The organism is Vibrio sp. NH-UV-68 (assembly GCF_042940635.1).
GTDB classification, from domain to species: Bacteria; Pseudomonadota; Gammaproteobacteria; order Enterobacterales; family Vibrionaceae; genus Vibrio; species Vibrio pacinii.
On sequence record NZ_CP134976.1, the window covers coordinates 727025 to 745922 of the forward strand.

The 18898-nt window shown below is 42.8% G+C and carries 12 protein-coding genes and 2 pseudogenes; 8 read left to right on the forward strand and 6 right to left on the reverse strand.

Translation table 11 applies throughout. The features are described 5' to 3' along the window. The first annotated feature begins 59 nt into the window (after positions 1 to 59). On the forward strand, positions 60 to 587 hold the full coding sequence (locus ViNHUV68_RS17670; RefSeq protein ID WP_391091843.1) for a hypothetical protein: 528 nt from the start codon (positions 60 to 62) through the stop codon (positions 585 to 587). A gap of 1259 nt (positions 588 to 1846) precedes the next feature. Here ViNHUV68_RS17670 and ViNHUV68_RS17675 read toward each other — a convergent pair. Continuing rightward, positions 1847 to 3049, reverse strand: a complete 1203-nt coding sequence (locus ViNHUV68_RS17675) for a diguanylate cyclase (RefSeq protein ID WP_391090343.1) — start codon at positions 3047 to 3049, stop codon at positions 1847 to 1849. A gap of 459 nt (positions 3050 to 3508) precedes the next feature. On the opposite strand from ViNHUV68_RS17675, the gene ViNHUV68_RS17680 reads away from it, so the two are divergent. The 3 genes from ViNHUV68_RS17680 to ViNHUV68_RS17690 all read left to right on the forward strand — a co-directional run bounded on the left by ViNHUV68_RS17680 (position 3509) and on the right by ViNHUV68_RS17690 (position 7099). Further along, complete coding sequence (locus ViNHUV68_RS17680) at positions 3509 to 5416, forward strand: methyl-accepting chemotaxis protein (RefSeq protein WP_391090345.1); 1908 nt, start codon at positions 3509 to 3511, stop codon at positions 5414 to 5416. Positions 5417 to 5530: 114 nt separating this feature from the next. Further along, positions 5531 to 5743, forward strand: a complete 213-nt coding sequence (locus tag ViNHUV68_RS17685; protein ID WP_391090347.1) for a hypothetical protein — start codon at positions 5531 to 5533, stop codon at positions 5741 to 5743. Between the two features lie 6 nt (positions 5744 to 5749). After that, on the forward strand, positions 5750 to 7099 hold the full coding sequence (locus tag ViNHUV68_RS17690; RefSeq protein WP_391090349.1) for a diguanylate cyclase: 1350 nt from the start codon (positions 5750 to 5752) through the stop codon (positions 7097 to 7099). Between the two features lie 464 nt (positions 7100 to 7563). Here ViNHUV68_RS17690 and ViNHUV68_RS17695 read toward each other — a convergent pair whose 3' ends face one another. Next, positions 7564 to 10338: a methyl-accepting chemotaxis protein gene (locus ViNHUV68_RS17695; RefSeq protein ID WP_391090351.1), complete on the reverse strand. Its 2775-nt coding sequence runs from the start codon at positions 10336 to 10338 to the stop codon at positions 7564 to 7566. A gap of 1119 nt (positions 10339 to 11457) precedes the next feature. Here ViNHUV68_RS17695 and iadA point away from each other — a divergent pair. The 4 genes from iadA to ViNHUV68_RS17715 all read left to right on the forward strand — a co-directional run bounded on the left by iadA (position 11458) and on the right by ViNHUV68_RS17715 (position 15134). After that, a complete protein-coding gene (gene iadA, locus ViNHUV68_RS17700) occupies positions 11458 to 12600 on the forward strand; it encodes a beta-aspartyl-peptidase (RefSeq protein WP_391090352.1) in 1143 nt (380 codons plus the stop codon). A 32-nt stretch (positions 12601 to 12632) separates the two neighbouring features. Further along, positions 12633 to 14111, forward strand: coding sequence for a YfcC family protein (locus ViNHUV68_RS17705; RefSeq protein ID WP_391090354.1), 1479 nt, complete (start codon positions 12633 to 12635; stop codon positions 14109 to 14111). A gap of 71 nt (positions 14112 to 14182) precedes the next feature. Further along, entirely contained in the window at positions 14183 to 14488 is a 306-nt protein-coding gene (locus ViNHUV68_RS17710) for a hypothetical protein (protein ID WP_391090356.1), read from the forward strand. Beyond that, positions 14469 to 15134 (forward strand): cyanophycinase, encoded by a 666-nt coding sequence (locus ViNHUV68_RS17715; RefSeq protein ID WP_391090358.1) that lies wholly within the window; start codon positions 14469 to 14471, stop codon positions 15132 to 15134. The genes ViNHUV68_RS17710 and ViNHUV68_RS17715 overlap by 20 nt, the downstream gene beginning before the upstream one ends. On the opposite strand, the pseudogene ViNHUV68_RS17720 reads toward ViNHUV68_RS17715, so the two are convergent. The 4 genes and pseudogenes from ViNHUV68_RS17720 to rbsB form a co-directional block, all read right to left on the reverse strand. Further along, positions 15116 to 15220: pseudogene (locus ViNHUV68_RS17720) on the reverse strand (transposase); the annotation flags it as partial. The gene ViNHUV68_RS17715 and the pseudogene ViNHUV68_RS17720 sit on opposite strands and share 19 nt — an antisense overlap. 136 nt (positions 15221 to 15356) lie before the next feature. Then, a pseudogene (locus ViNHUV68_RS17725) lies at positions 15357 to 15489 on the reverse strand (IS30 family transposase); the annotation flags it as partial. A 28-nt stretch (positions 15490 to 15517) separates the two neighbouring features. Next, positions 15518 to 17812, reverse strand: a complete 2295-nt coding sequence (locus ViNHUV68_RS17730; protein ID WP_391090360.1) for an EAL domain-containing protein — start codon at positions 17810 to 17812, stop codon at positions 15518 to 15520. A gap of 112 nt (positions 17813 to 17924) precedes the next feature. After that, positions 17925 to 18797: a ribose ABC transporter substrate-binding protein RbsB gene (gene rbsB / locus ViNHUV68_RS17735; protein ID WP_391090362.1), complete on the reverse strand. Its 873-nt coding sequence runs from the start codon at positions 18795 to 18797 to the stop codon at positions 17925 to 17927. Positions 18798 to 18898 lie beyond the last annotated feature (101 nt).

An 18898-nucleotide genomic window follows, 5' to 3' on the forward strand; every position in this document is an offset into this window, starting at 1 on the left:
CTAATAGGCTACACGATTTTCAGCAAAAATCTAATTTTCAAAATGTTATGGATGTAAAAATGTCAAGTGGTAATAGTCGTTCTTACACTGCGTGGTGTAACTTTAAAGCATGGAGCTATAGAAATGATACAAACAAAAACTATGTGCATTTTTATTCACTGATAGTTGCTATTTGTGGGCTTGGGATGCTTGCAACATTCGTTCTATATCCGTTGCAACATATTATCCCACAGCTTTGGGCATCGGGTGTTGTAGCATCCATAACTCTTTTTGATTTATTTTGGTATAACTATGAACATCGCAAGGGAACGGAAAAGTATTACTCATGTGAAGAGAAAATATTTCTTGCAATATCCCTCTTTGGGGTTTTGTCCGTAGTTTTTACAGGGGGGTATTATGCAATGCTAGGACGTACATTGCCTAGTGGTTTAGTGTTGTTATTTACCTTAACAACGGTCGTTGGCCTGTTCTTCGTCTATAGAAACTGCAGCAATAGCTTTAAAGAGGCATTTTCTCAAAATACGGTGGTTGTCATTCTCACTGGAATAGGGTTGTTTGTCTCTGGATTGAGTTACTTTTGCAGTTAACTAATCAGGTCGGTAAGTCCTATGCCAAGTTAAGCTTTTGAGGTCACTTTCGGATATCAAACTAAGAAAATGACCATTCTCGATGCGACTCTCGACTAGCACAACCCACTTAATTATAGATAGCAGGTTATTTGAGCGTAGCTGAGTCTGTGTTGCTTAGTTCGCTGCGAAGATATGGTAGCCTCATGCGAATCAGTTTGAGACTATATAATGAGATTTAGGCATACCAAACCATGTAAGCTTGTTCAGTGCTTTGATCATCGCGTAAGTCTCGCCAACCTTAGTATTCAGAGTAGAGTTGCAGTCAGCGAAGCTGGCCAATGATAACCGATCAGGAAGTGAGGCCGTAAAAGGACGCGCTAACGAACTGTATGATTTGGTGGGGCGATTTAAGGTGTAGGAAAGTTGGTTTGTTGGACCGAATGTGACGTGTTTATCTGTCTGTTGTTGATAGGGTTCGGGTCTGGGTTCCAACAGCATACCGTATTGAAATCGGAGTTCAGCGCACGAAAAATAACACCTATGGTGAATGTCTATGTTCGTCAGTGAAATTTTTTATCACAGGGCATGTTCCTCCTTTCTATCTGTGCCACTACTATTTGTGCAGAAAATTATCCGCTTTTGTATCGGATGCGGCTACGTTTATCGATAAGTCCCAGTTCTATCGGGAGAAAGACTTGAACTCATATCCACTTATCACCTTAGTTCTGGCTATCGTTCAGACTTTTGCTCCAGGTGTGGAAGCACAGTCCCTCATGAAATGGATAGTGGTAAGTAGTTCTGGGTGCCCGCTGGACTCCTCGATTTAGTCGGTAATTGTAAAGTACAAACCCTCATTTTTGTGTCTTCAAAAGCATCATGGGATGATATATCGAGCAATGCTCAGCAGTATGAAACGATGCCATCGATAGAGGAACTTAATAGCATACTCAATGAAGATTAGTTCATTTCTAGCGTCTTTAACTTATCTTCATTGTGTGATTTCGAACATCATGCCAGACGTTAAACAAACGCAGTTAGAACTATTGGAACTCATTCGAGATAAACGTCAAAGTCATGGGCGGTTTAATGCGAGTCTTTGAAAGACGAAAGCTTTAGGCGACCGATAAAACAGTCGCTTTAATGTGTTGTTTGTTCAATAGAGCTTAGTTTAAGAAAACTGCAATCTATCTTTGGTCGAAGTGAGTATTAGAAAGCGCAGAGGTTCAATATTACTCCAAACAGCAGAAGCTTGCTTGAAGGGGTATAGACAACACCAGTTATGGTCCATGAACTCGATTTCTACCAGAACGTTTAGCTGAGTATAAGAGCTCATCAGCACGAACAATGCTGTTGTCTAAACTCCTATTAATGCGAGTAAAGCCTATGGAAACGCTGGTTCTAATGCTAGTTTGCCTGTTGACTATATTATCCCTTAGGCGATCAAGTACTTGATGTGCAGCGTATGTCGACTTCGAGTTGAAGAGCAAAAGGAACTCTTCACCGCCATATCGAATTAGGACATCATTTTCACGTAGGCTTTGCTTAAGTAAATACCCTACCTCTCTGAGTACTCTGTCACCTGCATTGTGACCATATTTATCATTGATCGCCTTAAAATGGTCGATGTCAATTAGTGCTAAATGAGCATCCGTATTGCTTTCAAAATCAGACTTCACGACATCTAGGTAATGGCGATTGTGCAATTGAGTTAGATTATCTTTATAGGAACGGACTTTCATTCGTTTCCGATTAGAGTTAACCCTTAAGATCAAAAACGCTAAAAAGGCTATCAGGACAATGCAAGCAGTCAATGCTTGATACAAGGAATCAACTAAAGGGTCATCCTCGTGATAAAAAGTTGCAAACTTGTATGGACCAAACTGCCATGCGAGGAAACTCATGTCAGAGCCTTTATAACTCACGTTTCTTAAGCGCTCATCAGTGTCAATAATCAGACCACTCATTTCTAATGAATACGGGGGGACTTTATCTGTCAGAAAAACGACTCGAGTATGCGTAACCAATGCAGTGCTGATATTGGCGTTTGACGTGTTCCAGAAGTCGTTACTATTGAACCAGATAATACGAGGGTAAGGGCCTTGCTTGAAGACAAGAAATGTTTTCTCGGGTAACACAAAGAAATGTTGATTAGGATGAGACTTGACTTCAGAGCGAATATCCGCAGGACAAGGAGCCGAAGACTTCGGGGCATAATTACAGCGGTGAGCTTCAAATCGACCAAGAATAGGGTTAGAGGCATTGATGAACTCAGTTGAGTTTATCAACAAATAGAGATAATGCATGTGGCTTTGATAAAGCGCTTTTACGGTTTCAAGCTGAGCAGCCTCATACTCTAGTCGCTTCTCAACAAAAACTGAGCGAGGCACATTAACCACAACAAGACTGCCTAACATAAGGCAGATGATTAGTATTTCTCCTTGTACGGGTTTTAACATTCTTTGCCAAAGGATGTGTTTCATTTGTTGCCTAGGTCGTTTGTCCATATTTAATTTAATCGGCTATAAACCAACGAGTCAATCAAAAAAACCACTAACGACCAAGGCTATTAATGTACTCATATGTTAATGACAGCCGTGGATGGTTTCGAGCAGCATTTATCAAGCTCTTAATTGCAAGCAATCTGCGCATGAGGCAAAAAGTTGGATCCAATATTGGAAAATACTGGATACTTTTATTTACTGATCAGTAAACACAACAACTTGTGACGCGTGGATGTAAGATGATTATTCATTGTGTTTTATGAATCGGTGTAATCATCGAAAAGGATCATAAGCTCATGTGTTTGTGTAACAAAAGTGTCACAAAATAAATCTTGAACTAACAATAACCTAACTCTATAAATTTGTAGATAGTACTTGGATGTTCTGATAAAGCGAACGAACCATGGAGTAACACATTTTGATTATGGATGAGAGTAGATGATTAAACAGAGTATTGGGTTTAAAGGCGCTTTGCTTGGGGCGATGGTGGGCCTCTTAACTGCGGCACTTGTCGCCAGTGCTTGGTATGGCTATCGACAAACTCAGAGCATTGTCTCGGGTAAGGTTGAGCAATATTTTTCAGACTACGCTCGCCAGCAAGCTCTCGCGGCGGAAAGCTATTTTGGGCAGAAGACAAGCAGTATTAGTAAAGTAGCCGCACATTACAAGACAAAACCTTTCCCAACAAACTATGTTGAGCAAACAAAAGTTCTTGCCAATGCAATGGACATTGGAAGTGTCGTCATTTCTCTTGACAATGGAGACGCTTACTGGAATCAAACCGCAGATACTTGGCCTGATCATAAGTATAAAGGTGATGTAACAACACGAGAATGGTACCAACTTGCACAGCAAAAAAATGGTGTAGCAGTAACCAAGCCATATGTCGCATCAGATGGAGTAATATGGATTAGTTTCGTCGAAAAAACTTTTGATGGCAGCGTTTCATCCGATTTAACACTTGAGTTTCTCAATGAAATAGTAAATCAAGTTACGGACATACCTGGCGCTGTCGCGATCATGATGGACAGTGAAACAACTATACTAGCATCATCTTCCCCTGCGATAAAAAATGGTGAGAAAGCGATTGATTTAGAGGGATTTGAAGATACTGCTCGAGAGTCAGTGTCTATGAACTCTGGTGTACAGTCTTACGAGCTCAATGGTAGCAAAAAACTGTTTTTTTCTCAGTCTTTTCAAGTTGCTGACAAAACATGGTATCTGGGGATCGGGGTTGATGAAGACGTGGCTTATTCACAGTTAAAGCAACTGGAGCTCGATCTAACACTCGGTGTGATACTTAGTATAGCGCTCTCTCTTCTTGTTTTGTTCCTAGTTTTCCGACGCGTTTATGAACCGGTGTTAGCACTTCGTGATGTTGTTGAAGGTTTAGCAGAAGGGAATGGTGACCTGACGAAACGTCTACCAGTGCGCTCTCGGGACGACTTGGGACGTGTAGCTGAAGGGATTAATGGCTTTATTAGTCAGTTGCAAACAATGATTTTAGAGGTAAAACAACTCTCTAACGAGTTGGAATCGCGAATAGAGTCCCTTTCGAGGCAGTCTATGCAAAGCTCGAAGAGACTCTGCGATCACGCGTCAGAGACGGAGCAAATAGCGGCTGCCATCGATGAGATGAATGCCACCGCAGAGACCGTAGCACAAAGTGCAGCCAAGACAGCTCAGTTAACTCAAAAGGCTGAAGAGTTAGGTTCAGAATCTCAGCTAACTATAGAGAAATCAAAGCAAGCGATAGCATCCTTGAAGCATGAAGTGAGTGTTGCTGACGAGCGAGTTGTGACAATGAACAAACAGTCTCAAGGCATTTCCTCAATCCTGACTGTTATCGGTGAAATTGCAGAGCAGACTAACTTACTCGCTTTGAATGCCGCAATAGAGGCCGCCAGGGCGGGGGAGCAAGGTCGAGGGTTTGCAGTGGTTGCGGATGAGGTCAGGAGTTTGGCAGGGCGAACTAAATCGAGCACTGAAGAGATCGAAGTTGCCCTTAAACATCTACTTTCGAGTAGTCAGTCGATGGTTACAGCGATGAATGAAACACGGTCGTGTTGTGATCAGACAGAAGTGAGTGCGCAGGCTTTAGAGGTAAGTGTTTCAAATGTGTCAGAGTTGGTCACTGATATTAATGATGCCAGTATGCAGATTGCTACATCCGCAGAAGAGCAAAGCAGTGTTACTCAGGAGATCGGACGTAACATCTCCCAAATCAACGAGATCGTGGGTGAGTTGAAAAGGTCAGGTACCGAGATGAGTGATGAAACACACCATTTAGTTGACGCGAACCGACGCTTAAACGTGTTAATGGAGCGCTTTAAAGTCGAGCAGTAAGTATGAATCGGTTTGTCTAGGTGGTCATTTGGTTAGGGCCTAGTTTTGCTTGATGGCACGCACAACAGAAGCGCTGTTGGATGCAAAAGTGACATTGGAAAGGAGTCCTGACTTATGACGAACGGTTTTTTTTATGATGCTAAAGTATTCAAACCGCTAATCGCAGGGCTTCTTACTGTTTGTTGGTTTATTGGCGTGATGTTGTTGTACGGGACCTACAAGGAAGGCATTAGGCTTGAAGTAAAGCGATCGCTGAACGAGAGAGTTGAACTTGTTGAACAGTACCTTGAGGTCACGATACACCTGGTAGAACTGATGCGCAAGTAGATGGAAATGAATATCCATCTGTCGTACGCTCAAAGGCTTGTTCATCCCCATTACGACAATGCTAAAGATCACTTGGGGTACGGTGTGTGGTATTTGGGAAAAGGCTCAAAGAGGGCGCCTTTGCAATCAACTAGCGATGCCAATCCTGTAGCCATCACGTCAGGCTTCGGCTCCATTGGAGATCACTCGGAGCAACTCAAACACGAGCTGCATGCCGCTTTGTCTTTAGTGGTTGATATTGCAACTGCTAGGGAAGACTTGGAATATATTTGGGCATACTATACCTCTTCACAAAAGTTTATACACATCTCACCATTTGTTTCGTTAGACACTTTTCATTTCACCGATGACTTGTTACAAAAACCATTTTGGCTTGCCGCCGTTCCGCAAAATAATCCTGACAAAGAAACAGTCATATCGGAGCTATATGAAGATGCTGCTGGTCAAGGCTTGATGATCTCCATTTCTTCGCCAGTATACGAGAACAACACATTTCGAGGCGTGGTCTCTCTCGACATCGGGCTAAACCGACTTAATGAAACACTAGGTCTCGGCAATGTACCAGGAGAAAGCGTGTTGGTAGACGAGTACGGGCAATATTTGGCAAAAACGTCCCCTTTTATATTAGGAGAGAAGGTTTTTGACTGGAGCACTGGGTTTGGTGTCGATGCCTATTACGAAGAAAAAGACCATGTCAGATATACGATTCCAATTGTACCTGGGGAGGTCTATTTAGTACATCGGATGTCGCGCTGGGACAAAATCATGATGGTAGTGAGACAAATGGCACTTTACATGAGTCTATACAGCTTTTCACTGCTCGTTATTTATTTGCTGGTTTCCTTGAAAATAACGGTAAATCAACTGAAAGAACTGGCTGAAAAAGACTCTTTAACTAGTCTATTAAACAGAAGAACAATTGAGAGGCTGAGTCAGAATTTAATGAAAACACAAAGTACGTTGGTTTCATGTCTTATGATCGATATTGACCATTTCAAGCGTGTCAATGATATCTATGGTCATTATGTGGGAGATAGAGTGATCAAAAGTGTCGCTGATGCTCTATCGAGCAACTGCCAAGATGGTGAACTTATCGGTCGAATCGGGGGAGAAGAGTTTCTTATTGTCTTGCCTTATGCTGACGTGCAACGCGCCAGGAACCTGGCAGAGCAAATCCGACACAAAGTCAGCACTAAGCGCATTGGGGAGCAAGGTATCGAAGTCACTCTATCGATTGGGTGTGCACAAAGACTGAACAGTGAGGACTATGATACATTTATCCGTCGTTCAGATAAGGCTCTTTATCAGGCTAAAAGGCAAGGCCGAAACAGGGTAGTGACGGCCTTTCAAAGTTAGCTACATGTAAACGTTGGTAAGCGATCGATACTCAGAGATTGTGTTTCTCAATAAAGGGTTGTCTAGCTTGTTCACAAATAACTCTTCTTCGATCGAGTTAATCTCTCGGTTTATTATGTTAACAAGATCTACTACAACCTCATTTTGATGTCCTAGATGAACGAGGTTTGTCCTTAGCTTTCTTAAGCTTATACGTAAAACGAGATCATGTTTATGCAATGGGTAGTTTGATTCCATGCATTCGTTGATATCAAAGAAGCAAGACTCGCACACCTCGTTGTCTATCTTGGCCAAGTCTGCTGAAATAGATTTGGCATTAAAAGCCTCTGTGCAAAGTTTGCACGACTTAATGTGTTGTGTTTTTTGAACATCCATAACCATGTAGTAATGTACTTTCCTAGTAAAAAATAACAAATATGTAGCGGTGTACTACGTCTTTAGCGCATTCGTAAGATGGCACATTGTTAGAGAGAGAAGCGTTTTGTTTGTGCCAGCAAACCCTCTGCAGCACGAGCCACCTCTTGACTCGCAGCGGAAAGCTCTTGAGCGCTTACTGAGGTTTCGGTAGAAACCGAACTAATGTGACTAATTCGGCGGTTAATATCATCACTAACGTGTGCTTGCTCTTCGGCCGCTGTTGAGATTTGAGACATCATCTCATCGATTCGTTCAACGGCTTGATTGATGGCTTTGAAGGCACTAACCGTTTCTTGCGACAGCTGATTTGCAGTTTCCGCTTGTGAAACACTTGTATTCATGTTGTCCGATGATTCTTGGGTTGCTTGTTTTACCGAAGTAACGATTTTTTGAATGTCAGTTGTTGATTGCTGGGTTTTAGACGCTAATTGTCTAACTTCATCGGCAACAACGGCAAAGCCTCGACCATTTTCACCGGCACGTGCGGCTTCAATCGCGGCATTCAGTGCTAGCAAATTGGTTTGTTCAGCGATTGTTTGTATCACACTGAGTACTTGATCAATGTGCTGAGTTTCATCCAACAAGTTTTTCATGTTTGAAGAAGTTTTTGTCATTTCACTCATCAGTCCTTTGTTCGCGAGAACACTTTTTTCAAGCAGTGTTACACCATCAAGGCTCTTCTGATGTGCTTCCTTTGTAATCAAAGCGACAGATTCGGTGTTAGACGCCACCTCAGCAACGGTGCTAGACATTTGATTGACGGCAGCCGCGATCATTTCTGTATCAGTTTGTTGATTGGTGACCGCCGTAGTTGTTTGTTCAGAAGCTATAGAGGCTTGTTCTGCTGTTGAGGCCAACTCTTGGCTAGACTGTGTGATATGACCAATAAGTGATGATAAGTTGGCCGACATTGACTGCAAGGATGCATAAACGCTTCCTTCATGTCCCCGATGTTTGAACTGGTAAGAGAGGTCTCCCGATGCAATTCGGTTAGCCAACTCCATCATATCTCTTGGCTCGCCACCTAAGGGTTTGAAAATTAGTCTGGATATAAATAACGCAAACGCCACGGTGATAAGTAGGGTGAAGAACACACCAATGACCAACCAGTAATTTATTTTATCAATGGCACGGAACGCTTCGGCAACATCAATCTCTGCTATAACAGCCCAGCGAGTGTCACCTACTTGTATGGGGGAATAAGACGAAAGGACTTGATTGCCGTTGTAGTCGGTTATTTGTTCGGTTCCTACTCCACCATTTAATGCAGATTGAGAAGCTTTTGTTTGAACGCCATTTTGATCAACGTTGCCTGCAAATGAAGCAGAAACAGAATGACCTGAAGGGTCTAAAAACGAGTCGGAACGCATTTTGAAATCTTCTCCGACTAGATAAGTCTCTCCTGTCTCGCCCATTCCTTCGCGCAATTGCATCATTGTATTGATGGAATCTAATGACAGTTGTAGTGCAACAAAGATGATTGGCTCCTTGTTGCTGTCTAGTACCGGGGTTGCAATAAACGAAGCAGGTGCATCAAAGGATGGAGCATAAGGTTCGAAATCCACGATCTCAAACTGCAATGTTCTGGATACTTTCTGTATAAGTTTGCCTAGGTTTGAGCTTGAGTATCGACCAAATAAAATATTGGTCTGGTAGTCAGACTCTTTTGCTACCGTATAGAAAATATCGCCCTCAGGGTGGATTAGAAACAAATCGTAATAACCATACTCTTTGAGATAATGGTCGTAATATGACTCATTTTGACTCATTGTCGGGACTAAGGCTGCATCGACAGGCATTTCGGTTACTAAGGTCCAATTGACTGAATGTGAAACAGGGACGACCTCCGCAATGATAACTGATAAACTTCCTTGCTGATTGCGGACTATTGTTGGTTGTCCGACTTTGCTTAAGCTGAGCAGATCGTAGGAGACTTGGTAGTTTGGAGACTCTAGCAAAGATGTGAATGGAGTATCAGAACGAAGTCTAGAATCATGTCCAACGAGGTAGCTGTGTGTGCTCGTTTCAGACATAGTGTCTCTAGACATTATCTGGTTGACTCGGCTCAAGGGTAACTGAAGAGCGACATATCCTAGAACCCTTTGCTCTGAGTCAACTACTTTTCTGAGCATGAAAGCCGCATACAGCCCTGTGGGTTGGTGTTGCTCTAAATCGCTGAAAACATTGCCGTCGGAGTGTTGGACTTGCTTGAAAGCTTTTTGGAGGGCGGTGTTCTTCATGTTGTCACTTAGAATACTTAAACCTAAATCTTTGTCTTGCAAGGCTGAGTAAATTATTTCGCCATTAGGCGATATGAGGTATGCGTCATACCAATCAAAAGCTTCTTTGAATGAGTTTACATGGGGACCAAAAATATCTCTATGAATTCTCCAACGAGCATTATTCTCAGTCTCCTGAGCTGGTGAGAAACTGCCATTGAACGCCTTCAAGGCTTCTAATGTGTCGTAGCTTTTTGAGAAAAGTGTGAGTTCACGTTCTATTTGTTGAAAGAGCGATCTTAATGATTTTGCCTTTATTGTCGCCACTTGTGTCAATTGCGCTTGAGACTGTTGGTAGTAGGCATTGATTGCATTGGATAGTACGGTAAGGTCAGCTTCCCTCTCTTCAAAGTAGGTTTCGACCTGCTTAGATTTAATAGAACGAGTTGCATTGAGCTGGCTATAGGCGCTGTCCTCAAGAGCTGACTTTGTCAAAGATGTGAGTAATAATGACATTGAGACCAAAGGGACGATACCAATCAGTAACAATGAGCCTTTAATTAGTCGGGAAAGGGGGATTTTTTTTTGAAGTGTTAATGCCATCTTAAACCTAGCCTTGTAAACGTTTACACATCGTTCTGAAATTGTTCAACATCTTGTAAGTGTTTCATGTTTTTTATTGTGAACAGTATAAAGAGATGAACAGAATTGGTTTTTATATAAGTATTATCAATGATAATTATATAAAACATACAAAAAAGTTGTGACTAATTTCACATTTCATTTGTGTGTAACAATTAAGTAGTAAATCCTAGAATAATTATTCGACTCTGATGTGGTCGAGCTATCTACTCTTTCAAAATACACAGACTAGGTATTGTTGACGAGCGTTACTGTTTTCGGGCGGGAAAATTCGTGACGCACTTTTTTCGAACCGCCTTGGAAGCTAAAGTTGAACAGGACTAGTCTTGACTGTATTTATCAAAAAAATGAAACAACTGCATAACCATCTCTGACAGACAGCTCTATGACGCCTTCGTTCTAAACTTGCTTTTCTGAGGATATTAACCTAGTCACCAAGCTTGCCTTTCACCCCAGCCACATTTCGCTATTGAGCTATTTGATTAGTGAAAGCTCATGTGAAGCCATAATGAACAATCTAAATGTGACCAAATGCAAACATTATGAATGTGTATTAGTAAATATGGCTTCACTAATTATGGATGATTATTGACCTAGATCGGTTTTAGTCTGACTTTCTTGATTACACGATGAATATCAATTCACTATTTAATCCATGATGAGTGAGAGCTGATTGAAATTAAGAATAAAAGGAGTATGTTCTATATTAATCCTATACAACACGCGGAGTAAAAATAGTATGAGTCTGATAGTACAGATTACATTTGACTATAAACATGCTTTGCGTTGCGTATTTTCTACCATTACCGCTTGCACTTTTATCGGTTTCTACAAACTCAGTCGCCATGCTTTAAGTGAATGGTGCAACGAGTAACACTCTTTTTCGTTTTCGAAGTCTTTTCGACGTACTCAATGTCACTTTATCGAGCTTTCTAATTCGTGTGATTCTTCGTGTTTTGGCCACCTGTATTGCATTCAGTTGATATAACTGATGTTGGCTATGTGTGCGTCGTTTTTTTTATCGCTCTAGTGATCTTAGGGTGATTTAGATTTTAGTAACGATATAGGAGTTATATTCTTATGATTCGTCTAATCACGAACGCAAGTCTATACACGCCTGAGTATGTAGGCATTAAACACATATTGATCGCCGGCAACAAAATTGAGGCAATCTATGACCAAGATTACTGTCTTCAAACCCCAGCATTTGTTGAGGTGTTGGACGCAGATGGAAAGTGTATTGTTCCAGGTTTTGTTGATGGCTTAGTTCATTACTGTGGTGGTGGTGGGGAAGGTGGATTTAAAAATAGAACACCAGAGCTCTTCGCACATGAGGCTAAGGAGTGCGGTGTAACCACGCTTGTAGGCGCTCTAGGTACCGACTCGCTCACGCGGACCGTTTCCAACTTGTTAGGAAAAGCCCGCGAATTGCAAGAGCATGGGCTGTCAGCATACTTTTATTCTGGTTCATATCATATCCCACTAAAAACGCTGACCACATCAGTAGAAAGCGATTTGCTTTATATCCCAGAAATTATCGGTGTTGGTGAAGTGGCATTGGCCGATCATAGAGCATCGGTAATCACCTTTAACGACTTGCTAGATATCGCCCGAAAAACGAAAACCGCCGCGTCACTAGCAGGGAAGAAAGGTGTGGTGTTCTGTCATTTGGGGGATAGCCCTGAACAACTGTCTTTGATACGAAATGTTGTAGAACAATCCGATATTTCACATGAACACTTCATCCCCACTCATTGTAATCGGAACCCCCACCTTTTCGAAGACGCTATACGCTACGGCCAAGAAGGCGGGTATATCGATTTTACAACCAGCACTAATGAGGGACTTATTCAGGATGGTGAAGTCATAAGTGCAAAGGCCATAAAGCTTGCAATGGAGGCTGGCGTTGATCCATCACTTATCACTTTGAGCTCTGACGCGAACGCGAGCCTTCCTAGGTTTGATGAGAATGGGCATACCATCGGTGTTGATGTTGGTCGTATTTCCAGCCTTTACGAATCAGTAAAACAAGCGCATTTCGAGTTTGATGTGTCTTTCGATAAAGCACTGGCTTGTATCACCAAGAACCCGGCTAAAGCACTAGGGTTGGTCCAAAAAGGTCATATTTGCGTTAAGGCTGATGCCGATATGGTTATGCTCGCGAACGACACTCTAGATATAGAAGCGGTTTGGGCTCTAGGTCATAAGGTCTACACCCGCTAAAGATCAAATTATGTATATAAAGAGGTTGAGTTATGGAAACAAAAATAATGGATAGCGCGTCGAAAAAGACGTTCAAGATGCCGACGGTATACACCATATTATTTGCCATTATCGCGATGATAGCGGCTTTAACTTGGGTGATTCCAGCAGGGAAATACGATTATAAAACTGCCGATACACAACAGCTTGTCACGGCACAAGAAGCGTTAAGTTATGGAGGAGGAGAGCGACTCCTTCCTATTCCTGGCACTTACACCGAGTTAGAGCCATCACCACAAGGTGCAATTGATGTTCTTATGGCGCCAATCAAAGGCTTCCACAAAGCAGCGGATGTTGCATTGTTTGTTCTGGTCATCGGTGGCTTTTTGGCTGTCACAATGAAAACAGGCGCTATGGATGCGGGGGTTTCTGCCGTCGTCAATAAGTTTGAGGGGCGAGAGCAACTGCTCATCCCCATATTGATGTTTCTTTTTGCGATTGGGGGCTCAACATATGGTATGGCAGAGGAGACGGTTGCATTTTGGGCATTGATTTTACCCGTTATGGCAGCGGCAGGTTATGACCGTATGGTTACCGCTGGCGTTATATTACTTGGGTCGGGTGTCGGTGTGCTGGCCTCTACTGTGAACCCATTTGCGACCGGTATTGCCTCTCGATTTACAGGGCTCCAAATTGGAGACGGGATCATTCTAAGACTTATCATGCTTGCGATCTTCTTTGTCGTTGCAGTTGTATTCGTCATGCGCTATGCCGCTCGCTCAAAAGCAGGTCCCGAAAAGTCAGCACTGAATGGTGTTGAGTTTGATGATGACCTAACCAATGAAGTCCAAGCGTTGGAGTTTACCCCGGCTAGAAAAAAGACTATGGCCGTCTTCTTCGGTACGTTCATGGTGATGGTTTACGGTGTTGTGCCCTGGGAAGATATGGGCATCGATGTTATGCCAACGCTTTGGTGGTGGTTCGATGAGCTGTCAACCCTGTTTTTCTCCGCAGCGATCTTAGTTGCATTGATTAATCGTATGCCTGAGAGTGATTTTATAAAGACTTTTCTTGATGGCGCTAGAGATTTGATTGGGGTTGCGTTAGTCGTTGCAGTAGCACGTGGTATCTATGTTGTCATGGGTGATGGCGCGATTATTGATACCATTTTGCATTGGGCAGAAGGGCTTGTTAGTGGCCTACCGTCCGGTGTATTTGTTGTTGTGACTTATTATGTCCATATTGTCCTTAGCTTTTTCATCCCTTCTACCTCAGGGCTTGCAACCGTTTCAATGCCACTAATGGGGCCGCTTGCTGATTTCTCAAACGTGGGGCGTGATTTAGTGATTACTGCATATCAATCTGCTACGGGTTGGATAAATATGTTTGCACCAACATCGAGTCATCTTATTGCTGGTTTAGCGTTGGCAAGAATCCCTTATGGACGTTTCTTTAAGTGGGTAATGCCATTTATTGGTACGGTATTCGTCATTACTAGCATCATTCTGTTTATTTCTGGGTCAATGTCATAGCCCATTGGCAGTCATTGTTGAGTTGGCGATGGCTGCCTTTTTTCTCCTCATCTCATGAAAAGGAACTTTCAATGAAACAACATGTAATCACTTTGGCACTCGCTTCGATATTAGCACTCCCTGCGACTGCAGAAGAACAGCAGGGGACGCTAGTTATCGCTGGAGGAGCGCTATCTTCAGCGACAATGGACGTTTATGAAGCATTTGTGAACTCGGTCGATAACGACCAGGTGAAAATCGTTGTTGTGCCCGCAGCGACAGGTTCAATAAGCAAAAAGTTTTTTAAGCTACAAGAAATCTTTTCCCAATTTGGTGTCAGTGAAAATCATGTCGTATTGCTACCGCTTGCGGTAAAAGATGACAAAAGATACAGATGAATCAACATGGCTAACCAATGGCAACGATACACTGCTGGCAGATGACGTTAAAAAGTTGAACGCCATATGGTTTGTCGGAGGAGATCAAACCTTAATCACTCAAGTGCTACTCAATAAAGATGGGACGGATACGAAAGTGCTCGGCTCAATTCGAGAAGTGTTCCACAACGGAGGCGTTATTGGGGGAACCAGTGCTGGCGCAGCGATTATGTCAAAAACCATGATCGCTGGTGGAAATAGCACAGGTGCATTGTTTCAAGGCTCTAAGCAGGACTATACGAGTATGGATGAGCAAGAATATGGGCCTGTGGTCACTCGCAGAGGTGCAAACTTTTTCACTTACGGAACTATCGACCAGCATTTTGACCGCAAAGCCCGTTTAGGCCGCTTGATAGTCTCGTTACTGGAAAACGCGGATAGTCAGCCAGGTTATGGCGTAGACGAAGGTACAGCCATGGTTGTCAAGAATGATATTGCTACGGTCGTTGGACGAGGTGGTGTTACAGTCATCAATGTCAATTCGGCGACACACACGAAAGAACAGTATCCACTCAAAGCGTCAAATGTTCGTTTAAGCTATTTACAGCCTGGCGATGAGTACAATCTATCTTCATATACTTATATCCCTCGGCCTCGCTTAAATTGAGTGCCTGAACCAACCGCTGCAATTAACCCAGTGGCGACAATTGGGCCAATACCTGGAACGCTGGATATAAGTTGGCACTTCTCTGACGCAATTGAGGCCTGTTGTAATTGCACACTCATCTCATCAATTTGAACATCTAGATGTTGCCAACGCTCTCGCAAGCGAAACACTAAAGCACGAATAAAGTCAGCATTTAGTATCAAGTTCGAAGTGAGACACTTTCTACAGATGCGCATGAATATCCTCCGTTGGTGTCCTATATCCAAGTCTTTTGCGTGGGCGTGTATTTAATTTGTGTGCAATTTCATTGCAGAGCTTTTGTGTTACGTGTTACATGTGATCGTTTTGGTAAGTGCGAAAACCATTAGGAGTGATGACGCAAGTTACAAGCTAGAAAAATGAGTGCTCTCTATGTAACTCTCTACCTCTTCAATCGGTAGAGGCTGACAGTAGTAATAACCCTGATACACGATACATCCTAATGATTCGAGGTAATCTCGTTGGTATTTCGTTTCGACGCCTTCAGCAACTGAACGCAACCCAAGAATATTGGATAGCGAAATAATCGTCTCAATAATTGATCGGGCGTTTGGCGTCGACTCAAGTTCGCAAATGAAAGACTTGTCAATCTTTAACTGACTAATAGGAAGCTTTTTAAGGTAGCTCAATGATGAGTATCCTGTACCAAAATCATCCAAAGCGAATTCAACACCTAAGGCTTGGACCTCGTTCATGCATTGTATTGCTTGCTCTATGTCATCAATTAACATGGTTTCAGTCAGCTCTAGCTTTAGCTTACCTGCAGGGATGCTATATTTCTCCATTAGCTTTTGAATGACCTTGGGAAAGTTGTTCGAGCGGAACTGCTGGTAGCTGATGTTGACTGAAATCGACAAATGGGATTTGGTCGAGTCACCTTGCCACTTAGCCAACTGCGTGCAAGCCGTTTTGAGTACCCATTCGCCTATAGGCATTATTAATCCTATGCTTTCGGCCAAAGGAATGAAATGATAAGGACTTACTAATCCTTTTAAGGGGTGTCTCCAGCGAATGAGTGCTTCAACACCAATAACGATGTCATCTTCATTCACTTGCGGTTGATAGTAGAGTTCAAACTGCTTCTCTTTTAATGCCGTTCGTAAGTCTCTTTCTAGTTCAAAATTGGAAGAAATCGTCTTTTGCATCTCTGGCTTAAAAAAGCTGATTCTATTTTTACCTGAGCGCTTTGCATTGTACATTGCAATGTCGGCTTGTTTGAGTAACTCGGAGCTTGTTTGAGATGCGCTATTAAACAGTACAACTCCAACACTGACGCTACTACTGTACTCATAATGTTCAAATTTGTAGGCCTCAGAGAGTCTTTGGCGCATCCTTGAAGTAATCGATGCGATTTGTTCTTGAGCAGCAAGTAAGTCCAACTCAAAAGTTGGGAGTAAAATGACGAACTCATCGCCTCCAAAGCGAGTCAGAGAGTCACGCTTTCGTAAATAATGGAGAATACGTTTTGTGGTCTCCTTCAACAGGATGTCACCATGCTCATGCCCATAGGTGTCATTTATTGTTTTAAAGTTGTCTATATCAAGAAACACAATGCCATAGTAATGCCTGCTTTGGGCACTACTTATAATCGCTTGATCGATTTTTTTTACCGCTAAAGAGCGATTACCTAGTCCCGTCAGAGAGTCAAGGTGGGCGAGTTTCATTATCTCATCTTTCTTTTTTTCTTCTGCGTTGGCGACTGATTGAGTGAGTTTAAACATCCAGAGCAAGTAAAGAGCTAAGGGAGCGAGGCTAAGCATCATTCTGTGATAAAACGTCTCTTGGATCATTTGTTTATCAAGTTTCGAGACAAACCAAAAATCCAGGTAACTGTTGTATAGTGCAACTACTTGACGCGAGCTCCCTGAACTGGGGTCGACGAAGTTGAAGGTTGAAACAGCACCACTGCCGTGGAGTTTTTTCATTAACTCACTGTAGTAGTGTTGCTCGATAGGCTGAGTATAAAGAGTGCTTTTATCCGTCGTAAATAAAGGGTAGCGGTCTTTACGGATGATTTCGATGATTTGAGTTTGATTTGTTCGATTGTAGTCTTTAAATAGAGAGGATTTGTCAAGTCTAACCCCCGCCGTCATTACCGCCACGGCCTTGTTTGAGTCGTCCAAATAAATAGCTTTACGAACGGGAATGGCCAATGCCTGACTGTCCAGGGTGTTGATGGTATACGTTGGACCCGTATGCAGCTTATTACTGTCTCTTGCTTCCATGTAAGACACTCTAGTTTGTGCCAGTTCCATTAAGTTGGGTAAATGCTCAAGATCGAAGTTGGAGCTGACCACCAATGCCTTACCATCATAATCTGCCAAGCCTAGACCAATGAATGCGGGATAGGTCTCCATGGCGTTGTCGAGCAGAGAGTCATGTATTGGGCGGGTAGGAAAACCATTTCGATAAATAAGCTGCTTGCCCAACACCTCTAAAAGGGACTCTTGCGTCTTCAGAAAAGACATGACGGAATTATTGAGCAGTCTTACATGGGTTTCCTGTTCTTTTTTCGCGGCTAATACCAGAGATGACCAGTTGTAATAAGAGTAATAAGCAAAGAGCACGATCGAAGACGCTAAAACAACATTAAAAATTACCCAGATGTTGTTGTGACGCCATGCTCTGTTCAGTTTCATTTTTTGGTTACTCGCTGCACTGTGAATCCGTTTTTAAGAGAGTGTCAGTTGTTTAGGTCCCCGTTAACAAAACATGTTGTGACAGGGACCGGTTTTAGGGCTTCACATTACATTATTTCACAGTGATGACTTTCAAAGGGACTGGAATGTAACTATTGACCGTTTCTCCCTGCAAGACTTTATCCGCTATCTCTACGCCCAATGCGCCGATTAACTCAGGTTGTTGTGCGATAGTTGCGGCCATTTCGCCATTGTTGACAGAAGTGATACCTTCATCAGTACCATCAAATCCGACAACTAGAACACTCTTATTAGAGGCTTGAATCGCTTTGATAGCGCCGAGTGCCATCTCATCGTTTTGCGCAAAAACAGCTTGCACTTCCGGGTACGAAGCCAACAAGTTTTCCATCACGTTCAATCCTTTGCTTCGGTCAAAGTCTGCGGGTTGAGAAGAGAGAAGTGTTAATTGCGCTTTGTCTTTGGCATTCATAAAGCCAGCACCTCGTTCACGAGCTGCAGAGGTTCCAGGAATGCCTTCAAGTTGAATGACTGTCGCATTTTTCCCTAGGGCATCCGCTATAAAGTTACCTGCCATTTCGCCACCAGCGACATTGTCTGAAGCGATGTGTGCAGCAACATTTCCTCGTGTTGCTCCTCTGTCTAGTGTAATAACGGGAATGCCAGTACGATTGACCATACGAATAGCATTGGAAACGGCGTCAGAGTCAGTAGGGTTAATCAGTATCGCCTTCACGCCTCGTACCGTTAAATCTTCCATATTAGAGAGCTCTTTGGTCGGGTCGTTCTGAGAGTCTAATGTGATCATGTCATACCCTAATTCGTTTGCCTTTTTCTCGGCGCCATCTTTCATCGATACAAAGAAGGGGTTGTTCAGAGTGGAGACCACTATGGCGAGTGTATCTTTAGCTATCGCTTGGCTACTCATCAAAGTCAATGCGGTCAGGATCAAGCTGGCTGTTTTCATATTCATACCCAGTTATTGTAAAAGTGAATGCTAGCTCGCAAGTTGGATTGTTTTAGAACCTAGCACGTAATCAATGTCACACATAGCGCTATGGCGACTTG

What these genes read in the sequence shown, in the direction of transcription:
- ViNHUV68_RS17715 (WP_391090358.1), top strand. Translation starts at nt 14,469, where the DNA reads ATGACAAAAGATACAGATGAATCAACATGGCTAACCAATGGCAACGAT.
- ViNHUV68_RS17695 (WP_391090351.1), bottom strand. Translation starts at nt 10,338, where the DNA reads ATGGCATTAACACTTCAAAAAAAAATCCCCCTTTCCCGACTAATTAAA.
- ViNHUV68_RS17710 (WP_391090356.1), top strand. Translation starts at nt 14,183, where the DNA reads ATGAAACAACATGTAATCACTTTGGCACTCGCTTCGATATTAGCACTC.
- ViNHUV68_RS17675 (WP_391090343.1), bottom strand. Translation starts at nt 3,049, where the DNA reads ATGAAACACATCCTTTGGCAAAGAATGTTAAAACCCGTACAAGGAGAA.
- ViNHUV68_RS17730 (WP_391090360.1), bottom strand. Translation starts at nt 17,812, where the DNA reads ATGAAACTGAACAGAGCATGGCGTCACAACAACATCTGGGTAATTTTT.
- ViNHUV68_RS17680 (WP_391090345.1), top strand. Translation starts at nt 3,509, where the DNA reads ATGATTAAACAGAGTATTGGGTTTAAAGGCGCTTTGCTTGGGGCGATG.
- ViNHUV68_RS17685 (WP_391090347.1), top strand. Translation starts at nt 5,531, where the DNA reads ATGACGAACGGTTTTTTTTATGATGCTAAAGTATTCAAACCGCTAATC.
- ViNHUV68_RS17705 (WP_391090354.1), top strand. Translation starts at nt 12,633, where the DNA reads ATGGAAACAAAAATAATGGATAGCGCGTCGAAAAAGACGTTCAAGATG.
- ViNHUV68_RS17690 (WP_391090349.1), top strand. Translation starts at nt 5,750, where the DNA reads ATGAATATCCATCTGTCGTACGCTCAAAGGCTTGTTCATCCCCATTAC.
- ViNHUV68_RS17670 (WP_391091843.1), top strand. Translation starts at nt 60, where the DNA reads ATGTCAAGTGGTAATAGTCGTTCTTACACTGCGTGGTGTAACTTTAAA.
- iadA (WP_391090352.1), top strand. Translation starts at nt 11,458, where the DNA reads ATGATTCGTCTAATCACGAACGCAAGTCTATACACGCCTGAGTATGTA.
- rbsB (WP_391090362.1), bottom strand. Translation starts at nt 18,797, where the DNA reads ATGAAAACAGCCAGCTTGATCCTGACCGCATTGACTTTGATGAGTAGC.